The organism is Fodinibius sp. (genome assembly GCF_041642155.1).
Lineage (GTDB): Bacteria > Bacteroidota > Rhodothermia > Balneolales > Balneolaceae > Fodinibius.
This window is the reverse complement of the sequence record NZ_JBEPWZ010000373.1, coordinates 1-2579: the sequence shown is the minus strand read 5'-3', so window position 1 is coordinate 2579 and position 2579 is coordinate 1. Positions and strand designations below refer to the sequence as shown.

The 2579-nt window shown below is 52.6% G+C and carries 2 protein-coding genes; both read right to left on the bottom strand.

Annotated elements, in window-relative coordinates; all coding sequences use genetic code 11:
• Positions 1 to 764: DUF1080 domain-containing protein (locus ACESLU_RS14080; protein ID WP_372639267.1), on the bottom strand; the 764-nt coding region annotated here is incomplete at its 3' end.
• A gap of 220 nt (positions 765 to 984) precedes the next feature.
• Complete coding sequence (locus ACESLU_RS14075; RefSeq protein ID WP_372639266.1) at positions 985 to 2415, bottom strand: hypothetical protein; 1431 nt, start codon at positions 2413 to 2415, stop codon at positions 985 to 987.
• Positions 2416 to 2579: the final 164 nt, after the last annotated feature.

Sequence of the window (2579 nt, the reverse complement as noted above, 5' to 3'; positions counted from 1 at the left end):
CCCTCGGACTGAATCTGTATACGTCCCTTCGAGGGACGCACATCAAAGGCTTCATTGACCACCACCCCGTTCAGCTTCACCGTTATGCTGTCGCCCTTCACGATCGCTTCCATCCGGTTCCACTCCCCGGGGGGACGTTCGATATCGTCTGCGCCCCGAAATCCCCGCACATCCTCCCACGTCGGATCGCGGTCAAACCAGTTAATGCGTCCCCCATTAATCGTAACCGGCTCCCCGTCCGGCTGATATACATGCGAGCCATTTTGCTGCTCGGGGGCGACCGGACTCGTAATGGCAAAGTCATCTGATCCGTCGCCCACGACAATAAAGTCGCCGGTCCCCCCTTCGATAATATTAGCCTCAATGGAATACATCCACTTTCCGGAATAGGCCCCATCTTCGCCTATGGAATGGAACAGCAGCCCGCAATCCCGGGCGCGATGCTTTCTGGGCTCAAAGGTCTGGTCCCCCCACCTGAATTCGGTAATCAGATGATAATTTTCATACTCCTCCTCGGTGGTAAGCGATCCCCATTCCTCCCCGGATATTCGAAGCACCCCGTCCGTAACCGTAAAGACGTCCCGTGGATCGTTATTGCGTCCCCGTTCTTCCAAAAAGGTATACCAGCCATCCAGGTTTTCCCCGTTGAACAGCGACACAGCATCTTCTCCCGCCGTGTGCCTCTGGCCCTGGCAGGAGATAAATCCCGTTGCTATAATTAATATACCTACCCATCCTATGACCCACTGTCTCATTTTATTCATTGTACCATCCATTATTAGTTGATTTTAGTTCAATATAAATAACTTTCATTAAAAGGAATTCAGCGACTACCTGGAGTACTTCCGCGGCAATCTCCGAAGGCCAAAAGAATCGAAAAAGCCTCACTGCGATGACAGCTACGTTTTCACGAGTCTTGTGTGGCGAGCGAACGTTAAGGTTAATATTATTTCGTTAATCTCATGTGATTGTCTTCCTGTCATACTACTGTTTCAACTGTCCCAACAACCCTAAAACTTCCCGCGATATTTTTTCCGATGCCTCCACTTCCAGGTAGCTCGACCGGGCGCGCCACGTTTCATATCCCCCCAGCGCATGATGCTCCGGGGTCGGAAGATATCCGTTATAACCGTTGGCCAGGGATATGGTAAACATGGAATCAAAGGGACTTTTGTCCTTTAACTCCAGGCCGATTTCCACAAATACCTCGCACGGAATCGCCGCTATGGCCAGGTCCCCCAGGCGGAACGACTGCAGGATAAGCGACTTGCGCTCCGGATACTCACTCAGCAGCAGCGTCTCACGAGCGTAAATCTCCTCCAGGGATTCCATATCAGGTCCCTCGGCCTTATCCACAATCCGCTCCGCCCGTTCAATATCCTCCGTCGCCGGCAGACGCACGCCCAGTTCGATCTCTTGCTGGACCGCATCCAAGGATATCCAATCCCTGTACTCCATGTTTTGCACGACTTTATACGTCTCCGCCGCTAACACATTCGCCACGTACTGCATCTGGCCATATTCCCCCGAAACCGTGTGCTGCTCGCCAGTGAAGTCAACATTATTAATATCACCGCTGGTGCCGTTGGACATAATCCCGACAAACGATGGGGTTTGATGCTCCGTTTCCAGCATTCCGGCCATCTTGTCTGCGAACATCCCGAAGTAATCGGCAGAAATTTCCCCCGCTCCGGTGCCCCCGACATAATGCAGCGAATAGTTGGCCAGCAGGGCGATATGATCGCCGCCGGCTGATTTAACAGAGACGACGGGCACCTCCGGATCGATCGGTCCCGCCGGCTCCAGCAGATTGGGATTGCCGACGCCTGGATTCGTTTTTACCTGATCCCCCTCCCCAAAAGGATTGGTGATTTCGGTACCGTCTTTCATTTTCCATCTCCGGTTAAACACCTGTGAGGGTTCGTGTCCCACGCCCCACCCTATCTTCGCCGGAACGCTGTTTTCATTGGCGCGAACCACCGCATCCGCGATCCTCGTGCTCAGAAGCTCCAGGTACTCCGGGTCCGGATCGCTCTGAAAAACCGAGCAGGCCGTGCCCGCCGAGTGGGTATGGGTAGCTGACATCATCATATTTTTAACCGGAATGCCCGTTAATTCATGGGCTCTCTCCTTGGCTTTATCCAGTGTCTCCCGGTAAATCATGCATAGGTCCGACACCACAATAGCCAGCCGGGTCGACCCATCATCCAGCACGATCGCCCGGGCGTGGGTCTCGTCGTGAACATTCTTTACCTGCCGGTCCTGCATACCTCCATTTATGGAAGTACCGATCGCCGGCGTAATGACACTCGTTGCGGCTCCCGCGCGGAATGTCCGGGCATCCTCGACCGATTGCCCGTAGGCCGGTAGGGAGAAGCCCCATCCAATGATAATAGCAACGCAACACGCTTTCATCCAGTTTCTCATCGTTTTTTCCTCAATAATCTGTCATTATTATTATTATTATTTACGAAGACCCTGCAAAACCATTGTTTTGCTTAATCTCTACATGTTCACGTTTTCGAAATCCTAAAGTATAGACCTATACACTGCGGTTTGAAAATCGCCCAGGGGTTGAT

What these genes read in the sequence shown, in the direction of transcription:
- ACESLU_RS14075 (WP_372639266.1), bottom strand. Translation starts at nt 2,415, where the DNA reads ATGAAAGCGTGTTGCGTTGCTATTATCATTGGATGGGGCTTCTCCCTA.